Source organism: Aquimixticola soesokkakensis (assembly GCF_900172375.1).
Lineage (GTDB): Bacteria > Pseudomonadota > Alphaproteobacteria > Rhodobacterales > Rhodobacteraceae > Aquimixticola > Aquimixticola soesokkakensis.
The window spans coordinates 83738-89793 of the sequence record NZ_FWFS01000013.1 but is presented as its reverse complement, the minus strand read 5'-3'; the positions used below and the strand labels follow the sequence as shown (position 1 = coordinate 89793).

Below are 6056 nucleotides of genomic sequence, written 5' to 3'. Positions count from 1 at the left end.
CACAACCGCGACGTCACCACTCTCAAGTGCGCATCAGCCCATGTGCCACGTTTTTTAACGGGGTCCAGCCCACCAATAAGCCATCGGCAACTGCCCTTCGGCGTCAGTGTAGCACAGGCTGTTTCTACCGCGCACAGGCGGGCGTCGGCCCAGAATAGTTTTTTAGGATGTCGCGCTCCGCCGTCAGCTTTGCGACCTCTCGTCCAAGGCTGCGAACCTCTTCGTCCTCGGGCTTCAGTTGACCTTTGCCGGGGAAGCCATCCTGTCCGCTTGATCCAAACTCTCGGACCCACCGGCGCAGCACTGTCGCATGCACATCCAAATCCCTCGATGCTTGTGCCACGCTTACACCCCGCGCGACAACAAGCTGTGATGCCTCATGCTTAAAATCAGGACTGTAAACGCTTCTCGCCATTGCTGATCTCCAATCTCATAAACACCTTATCTCGGTGGCCACGAAACCGGCAGTATCTCAACGGTCCCTCTGAACTCTCCAGCCGCTGCATCTCATCCGGCAGTAACCCGCCGTATCGCTTCTTCCAGTTGAAGTAGGTCGCCTGGCTGGTCCCGGCCTTGCGGCAAATCTCTGCGAGCGGCGTGCCTTCCTCGCCCTGCTTCAGGATGAACGCTTGTCTCGCGCCTGCGTGAAATTCGATGCTGTCATGCGATTCCGCTCCTCTCCCAGCCAGGGAAACATAGCCGAAAACGCCGGCTTTAACCGGTCCAGTTCTCAGCAGGCAGAGCAGTCAAAATGGATCCGGAGGATATTTCGGAGTTTCTGCTGCCTCCAGTGCAGTCGGGTCGCGCGAGGCCGATCACCAAGGCGGGGGTGGATAGCTTGAAAGCCGCTGCCGAAAAGACCGTCACAGCAGACATCAACCGACGCGGCAGCCCCTTGTTCTACCGCGTCCAAGCAGCATTGGCGCTTTGATCCGGCGGTCACTACAGCCTCCGCCGCCCTGCCAATGTCTCCGCCCGCTCCAGCATCCGCAACACTTTTTGCAGGCTCATGCGGCGTCCCGTCATCCGGGGCACCATGCTGTACAAGTGGCGGGCGAAATATGGTGGCATGGACGCCAGGCTCATCAGCGAGAGTGAGCGCCATTGGTTCGAGAGACAATGGCGAATGGTGGAACCACAACCGCCGCGTCGCTGAACTCGGCTTCGATGTCGTCCAGTTCGGCAGACCACTCGTCATCCCCGACGAGCTCTCGTGTGATTTTTTGCGCTCGGAAATCCCGGAGAAAACTGCGCAGGCGCTTTTTCAACGCGACGTGATCGGTGGCGAATTCTCGCCCCTGAATGATCTGGGTTTTGATCATGGTGGTCTTCCGTCGTGGGCCATGGGGAATGAACCCCACAAAGCTGGGCAAGGGGCAGATCAGGCGCCCCGTTTGAGGCCGATGGGAAGATGCTGTGTCATGCGGCACAAGAAGGCGTTCTGATGCCAAAAAGGTCGAGCCCGACCACCTTACATGCAAAACGCCGCCCCGGTCGGAGCGGCGTTTTGCGCGGTCACATAAAGTTAATGACTTGGACGGAGGTCGCAGAGCAAGACCCGTCAAGTGGCAGCCAAAAACCCCCGAATGGCAAAATTACCCTGGTGATTTCAATTTCAGCCCCATCGGAGCGATCGGCCAAGGCGTTAGGTGTTGAACAGGAAGTGCAAGACGTCGCCGTCTTTGACGGTGTAGGCCTTGCCCTCGGCGCGCAGTTTACCCGCATCGCGCGCGCCCGACTCGCCCTTGCTGGCAACGTAGTCGTCATAGGCAATCGTTTCGGCACGGATAAAGCCGCGCTCGAAATCGCCGTGGATCACGCCGGCGGCTTGCGGGGCCTGCGTGCCCGCCTTGATCGTCCATGCGCGGGCCTCTTTGGGGCCAACCGTGAAATAGGTCTCGAGCTTCAAAAGCGCGTAGCCTGCACGGATCAGGCGGTCCAAACCGGCCTCTTCCAGCCCCAATTCTCCAAGGAACATTTCGGCTTCTTCGGGCTCGAGCTGGCTGATCTCTTCCTCGATCTTGGCGGAAATCACCACCGCAGCGGCCCCCTGTTCGGCAGCCATCGCGGCGACCTTGTCCGACAGCGCATTGCCACTGCCCGCCTGGTCCTCATCGACGTTGCAGACATAGAGGATCGGCTTTTGGGTGAGCAGTTGCAGCATCTTCCACTGCTTTTCCTCGTCCGGCGCGATGTCCACCGTGCGAGCGGGCTTGCCCTCTTCCAGGGCCGCCTGCGCACGGGCCAGCAAGTCGTCCTGCAGCTTGGCCTCTTTGTCGCCGCCTTTCAGCTTGCGCACGAGGTTGGCACGCCGCTTTTCGATACTTTCCATGTCAGAAAACATCAGTTCCATTTCGATGGTGATCGCATCCTCGATGGGATCGACGCGGCCCTCGACATGGGTCACGTCCTTATCCTCAAAGCAGCGCAGCACATGGGCGATGGCATCACATTCGCGAATGTTTGCAAGGAACTGGTTGCCCAGCCCCTCGCCTTTGGAGGCCCCTTTGACGAGACCTGCGATGTCCACGAAGGTCATGCGCGTGGGGATGATCTGCTTTGATCCGGCGATCTGGGCAAGCGTGTCGAGGCGCGCGTCGGGCACGGCCACATCGCCCACATTCGGCTCGATGGTGCAGAACGGAAAGTTGGCGGCCTGCGCGGCAGCCGTTTTGGTCAGCGCGTTGAAAAGGGTCGATTTGCCAACATTCGGCAGACCCACGATGCCCATTTTGAAACCCATGACACGGCCCCTTTTTGATCCAGAATTGCGCGGACTTCTACGCGGCTCGGGCCTGTCGCGCAAGGCGCTTGGCACAATCGCCGCTGCCGCCTAGACTTGGCCCCAGAGCCACACCAATCGGTTACAGGAGCACATCATGACACCGGTTCCCTATCTCTATTTCAACGGCAGTTGCGAAGCCGCACTGAGCGCATACGCGCGGATTTTCGGTGGCGAAATTACCGCCCTGATGCGGATGAAAGACATGCCTGACCCTGCGATTCCGCAAAGCGCGGCTGAGATGGTGATGCATGCCACGCTGACCCTGCCCAACGGCGCGCTGATCATGGCCTCCGACAATTTTCGTGGCGACAGTGCAGAAACCTCGAATATTTCGCTGACGATGAATTTCGACACCGTCGAGGCCGCAAAAGCTGCCTTCGATGCGCTGGCCGACGGGGCCGAGATCCAGCAGGACTTCGGTCCGCAGTTCTGGACCGACGGCTTTGGCGCACTCAAGGACCGCTTTCACATCCGCTGGCAAATCAGCGCGCCCCAAAAAGCGTTCTGAGGCGCGCAGTTTTCCGCTCGTGGGTCCCAGACCATTGCCTTTGCGCATGGTCTGGGGCAAACCCTTTGGCAAGTGAGCCAAAGGACCGACCCATGAGCCGTATCGACGCAAAATTTGCCGCCCTCAAAGCCGAAGGCAAGAAAGCCTTTGTGGCCTATGTCATGGCCGGTGACCCCGACGAAATCCGCTCTCTCGGAATCGTCAAGGCCCTGCCCGCAGCGGGTGTGGACATCATCGAGCTGGGCCTGCCCTTCACCGATCCGATGGCCGATGGGCAAACCATCCAGCTTGCCGGTCAGCGCGCGCTTGAGGCGGGGATGACCCTGCAGGGCACCCTTGATCTGGCGGCGAAGTTTCGCGAAGAGGACGACACCACCCCGATCGTGCTGATGGGCTACTACAACCCGATCTATTCGCGCGGTGTGGACAGGTTTCTGGCCGATGCCAAAGCCGCCGGAATTGACGGGTTGATTGTTGTCGATCTGCCGCCCGAGGAAGATGACGAACTGTGCATTCCCGCGCAGGCGGCGGGGCTGAACTTTATCCGGCTGGCGACCCCCACGACCGATGATGCGCGCCTGCCCAAAGTGCTCACCAATACCTCCGGTTTTGTCTACTACGTCTCGATCACGGGCATCACCGGCGCGGCGGAAGCCTCGGGCGCAGATGTCGCCCCCGAAGTGGCACGGATCAAGGCGCACACAGATTTGCCCGTCATCGTCGGGTTTGGCGTCAAAACACCCCAAAAAGCCGAAGAGATCGCGGGCATTGCGGACGGCACGGTCGTCGGCTCGGCAATTGTGAGCGAAATCGCCAAAGGCAAGTCGGTCGCCGAGGTCGCGGCTTTCGTCAAAGCACTGGCGGATGGCGCGCACCGCGCCTGAGAGAACCGGCGCGCACTGCGCAGGCCCGTGCGTGCAGAACCTCTCGCTCGACATCCTTGGTCCGGTTTGCCAACCTGAAATGCGCGTAATTTTGCGGCCAGGGCCAGCGGGGGCGGCGGTTTTCAATGATCAAACCGGATATTCTTGTTTTACATCCGATTCTACCGGACGACATGGCGGCCTTGGCGTCGAAGTTTACGCTTCATTCTTTTGACGCCCGCAGCGCTCTTGACGGTCTTGGCGCGGCCGCAAAATCAAGTCGGGCCATCGTGACAAACGGGCATACGCCGTTGGAGCGCGCGTTGATCGAAGAGCTTGCGCAGCTCGAACTTGTGGCCTGCGGGAGCGCCGGATTTGACTCTCTCGACACGGAGACACTAAAGGCGCGCGGCATCCGGCTGACCAACACCTCCCCTGCCCTGACGGATGATGTCGCTGACACGGCGATCCTGTTGATGCTCGCGGCGCGGCGCAATCTGATCAGGGCACATGCCTATGTTCAGGACGGGTCTTGGGGCACGAAGGGCATGTTTGCGCTTCAATCTTCCGTCAAAGGCAAAAATGTCGGGATCGTCGGGCTTGGCCAGATCGGCGCGGCCATTGCGGCGCGCTGTGCCGTCATGGGGGCCAATGTGGGCTATTTTGGCCGCACGCAAAAGGCCGGTGTCGATTACAAATTCGAGCCGGATCTGACCGCCTTGGCCCGCTGGTCGGATATTCTCATTCTCGCTGTGTCGGGCGGCGCCGGCACGCGCGGCCTCGTCTCGAAAAACGTGATCCAAGCGCTTGGCCCGAACGCAAGCCTGATCAATGTGTCGCGCGGAACGGTGGTCGATGAACCCGCGCTGATCGCCGCGCTTCAAAACGGGGACTTGGCCAGCGCGGGCCTCGATGTGTTTGAAAACGAACCCGCGCCCGACGAGCAGCTCACCGCGCTTGCAAACGTCACCCTGTTTCCCCACCACGCCTCCGGCACCTTCGAGACCCGCGCGGCGATGTCGCGCTTGGTGCGTGAAAACCTGATCGCATATTTTGACGACAAGCCGTTGGTGTCACAGGTCTTTTAGCCCCTGTGACGGCGTCGTTCAGGGGGCGCAGTGCGCGCGCAGATAGGCAAAGCTGTCGGCAAGATCCTGTTCCAGCGTCGGGCTTTGCCAAACCGCGGCTGTGGTACATTCAACCGAATAGGCCCCCGCGTAGCCGCGCGCCTCGAAGTCGGATATCTGCGCCAGCGCGCCGGTGCAGTCCTGCGCATCCAGCAGCACGCGGTGCGCGTCCTGAGTGGCATCCAAAGGACCCTGCGGCCCAACGACCCCCGAAATATGCACCAGAGCCGTGTGATCGGGAAACAGCTCCTGCTCGCCGGAAATCCGGTGTTGGAAAGTGTCATGCACCAAGCGAAAGCCGCCCACCTTATCCATCGCCGCAACCAAGGGGCGCTTGCGGGCAAGGCTTGAGGTCGCAAAGCCGATTGGCTCGATCAAAGGCTCAACCCCTGTTCGCGCGACCAAAGGCGCGATGTGGCGCATCGCCTCAACCAGCGCGATGGTCGGGCGGGAATCGACGCTCGGGATCAGGCTGATGTGGCGGGCGCCGCTGGCCTGCGCCTGAGCGACGAGTTCGACAACCTGCGCCTCGCGCGTGCTGTCCCACACGTTGAAACCATAGACCTCCGACAGGCCGCACAGCACAAGCCCGCGCGCGCGCGCCATGTCCCCTGCCGCCTCCGGATCGATCCCGTCAAAAAGCGGGCGCCCCAGATCGGTGCGCGGCTCGACCCCCAGGCATCCAAGCCGCGCGGCCATGTCCAAAAACGGGCCAAATGCCAAAGGCTTGGCGGTTTTCTGATTCAGGGCAAATCGCATTGCGGGTTTCCTTT

General features: G+C 60.8%; 6 protein-coding genes and 2 pseudogenes. 3 read left to right on the top strand and 5 right to left on the bottom strand.

Features of this window, described 5'->3' with window-relative positions; genetic code table 11:
* Positions 1–160: 160 nt before the first annotated feature.
* The 4 genes and pseudogenes from AQS8620_RS15775 to ychF form a co-directional block, all read right to left on the bottom strand.
* Positions 161–415: pseudogene (locus AQS8620_RS15775) on the bottom strand (transposase); the annotation flags it as partial.
* Between the two features lie 67 nt (positions 416–482).
* Positions 483–664, bottom strand: a pseudogene (locus AQS8620_RS15770) (transposase); the annotation flags it as partial.
* A gap of 421 nt (positions 665–1085) precedes the next feature.
* On the bottom strand, positions 1086–1322 hold the full coding sequence (locus AQS8620_RS15760; protein ID WP_085837978.1) for a hypothetical protein: 237 nt from the start codon (positions 1320–1322) through the stop codon (positions 1086–1088).
* Between the two features lie 323 nt (positions 1323–1645).
* Positions 1646–2743 (bottom strand): redox-regulated ATPase YchF, encoded by a 1098-nt coding sequence (gene ychF, locus AQS8620_RS15755; RefSeq protein WP_085837977.1) that lies wholly within the window; start codon positions 2741–2743, stop codon positions 1646–1648.
* Between the two features lie 136 nt (positions 2744–2879).
* Here ychF and AQS8620_RS15750 point away from each other — a divergent pair, with 136 nt between their 5' ends.
* From AQS8620_RS15750 to AQS8620_RS15740, 3 genes are all read left to right on the top strand, one after another.
* Positions 2880–3293: a VOC family protein gene (locus AQS8620_RS15750; RefSeq protein ID WP_085837976.1), complete on the top strand. Its 414-nt coding sequence runs from the start codon at positions 2880–2882 to the stop codon at positions 3291–3293.
* A gap of 92 nt (positions 3294–3385) precedes the next feature.
* Positions 3386–4177 (top strand): tryptophan synthase subunit alpha, encoded by a 792-nt coding sequence (gene trpA, locus AQS8620_RS15745; RefSeq protein WP_085837975.1) that lies wholly within the window; start codon positions 3386–3388, stop codon positions 4175–4177.
* Between the two features lie 125 nt (positions 4178–4302).
* On the top strand, positions 4303–5244 hold the full coding sequence (locus tag AQS8620_RS15740) for a 2-hydroxyacid dehydrogenase (protein WP_200809644.1): 942 nt from the start codon (positions 4303–4305) through the stop codon (positions 5242–5244).
* An 18-nt stretch (positions 5245–5262) separates the two neighbouring features.
* Here AQS8620_RS15740 and AQS8620_RS15735 read toward each other — a convergent pair whose 3' ends face one another.
* Positions 5263–6042: a TIM barrel protein gene (locus tag AQS8620_RS15735; protein WP_085837974.1), complete on the bottom strand. Its 780-nt coding sequence runs from the start codon at positions 6040–6042 to the stop codon at positions 5263–5265.
* Between the last annotated feature and the right edge of the window lie 14 nt (positions 6043–6056).

Excerpts from the sequence above, each read along its gene's own strand:
- AQS8620_RS15760 (WP_085837978.1), bottom strand. The coding sequence starts at position 1,322 with ATGATCAAAACCCAGATCATTCAGGGGCGAGAATTCGCCACCGATCAC.
- ychF (WP_085837977.1), bottom strand. The coding sequence starts at position 2,743 with ATGGGTTTCAAAATGGGCATCGTGGGTCTGCCGAATGTTGGCAAATCG.
- AQS8620_RS15750 (WP_085837976.1), top strand. The coding sequence starts at position 2,880 with ATGACACCGGTTCCCTATCTCTATTTCAACGGCAGTTGCGAAGCCGCA.
- trpA (WP_085837975.1), top strand. The coding sequence starts at position 3,386 with ATGAGCCGTATCGACGCAAAATTTGCCGCCCTCAAAGCCGAAGGCAAG.
- AQS8620_RS15740 (WP_200809644.1), top strand. The coding sequence starts at position 4,303 with ATGATCAAACCGGATATTCTTGTTTTACATCCGATTCTACCGGACGAC.
- AQS8620_RS15735 (WP_085837974.1), bottom strand. The coding sequence starts at position 6,042 with ATGCGATTTGCCCTGAATCAGAAAACCGCCAAGCCTTTGGCATTTGGC.